Source organism: Azospirillum sp. B506 (assembly GCF_000333595.1).
Taxonomy (GTDB): Bacteria; Pseudomonadota; Alphaproteobacteria; order Azospirillales; family Azospirillaceae; genus Azospirillum.
Map to the genome: position 1 here is coordinate 1 of NZ_BADK01000572.1, position 1,321 is coordinate 1,321.

2 protein-coding genes are annotated in these 1,321 nt (G+C 68.8%); both read right to left on the reverse strand.

The genetic code is table 11. The features are described from left to right. Nucleotides 1-180 (reverse strand): hypothetical protein (locus I71_RS16855; RefSeq protein WP_042696003.1); only part of this gene is annotated, 180 nt, incomplete at its 3' end. An 80-nt stretch (nt 181-260) separates the two neighbouring features. Beyond that, nucleotides 261-1,321 (reverse strand): FAD-binding oxidoreductase (locus tag I71_RS16860; RefSeq protein WP_042696004.1); only part of this gene is annotated, 1,061 nt, incomplete at its 5' end.

Consider the following 1,321-nt stretch of genomic DNA (forward strand, 5'->3'; position numbering starts at 1 on the left):
CAGGTAATGCGCGCCGAAGCGATCCGCGGGGGCGGAGGAGGAGACGCGCAGCGTGATCGGCGCCGCGGCTTTCGCAGTGCCGGAACCGGCGATGCCGAGTCCGGCACCCAGGGTGAGGCCGGTCCCGAGGGTGGCGGCCCCGGCGATCAGGCCGCGGCGCGAAATCAGGGTGTTCTGCATGGGTGTTTCCTCGAATTGACGGCGTCGGCCGTTCTTGTTGTGAAGGCGTTGCGCTCTCGGGGGGAAGGGGAGCCGGCCGGTCAGGCCGCCGGCAGGACCTTGCCGGGATTCAGGATGTTGGCCGGGTCGAGCGCCGCCTTGACCGCCTGCATGACGCGGACGGCGCGGCCGTGCTCCAGCTCCATGAACTTGATCTTGCCCGAACCGATGCCGTGTTCGCCGGTGCAGGTGCCGTCCATGCCGATGGCGCGGCGGATCAGCCGGTCGTTGATGCCCTCGGCCTCCTCCAGCTCCGCCGGATCCGACGGGTCGATGACGAGGCCGAGATGGAAATTGCCGTCGCCGACATGACCGACGATCGAGATGAAGAAGGAGGCTGACGCGATGTCCGCCTGGGTCTCGGCGATGCAGCGGGTCAGGCTCGATATCGGGACGCAGACATCCGTGCTCCACACCTTCGCGTTGGGGCGCATGGCCTGGACCGCGTAATGGACGGCGTGCCGGGCGCGCCACAGGGTCGCGCGGGTATCGGGATCGCTGGCCGATTCGAAGTCCAGCGCGCCATGGTCGGCCGTCAGCTCCTTCGTCATCGCGATCTGCTCGGCGACGGTGCCGGGCGATCCGTGGAACTCGAAGAACAGGGTCGGCGTCTCGCGGTAGGACAGGCCGCAGTAGCGGTTGGTCGCCTGTACGGTGCGCGTGTCCATCAACTCGACGCGGGCGACCGGGATGCCGTACTGGATGACCGACACGACCGAGGCGACGGCGGCCTCCACCGTCTCGAAGGGCACAACGGCCGCCGAGATGGTCTCCGGGATGCCGTAAAGGCGGACGGTCAGCTCGGTGATGATGCCGAGCGTGCCTTCCGAGCCGACGAACAGCCGCGTCAGGTCGTAGCCGGCCGAGGATTTGCGGGCGCGGCTGCCGGTGCGGATGACCTCGCCGTCGGCCGTCACCACGGTCATCGACAGCACGTTCTCGCGCATGGTGCCGTAGCGCACCGCGTTGGTGCCGGACGCCCGTGTCGCCGCCATGCCGCCCAAGGTGCTTTCCCCGCCGGGATCGATCGGGAAGAACAGGCCGGTGGCGCGCAGCTCCTCGTTCAGCTGGATGCGCGTCACCCCGGCCTGGACCGTCACAT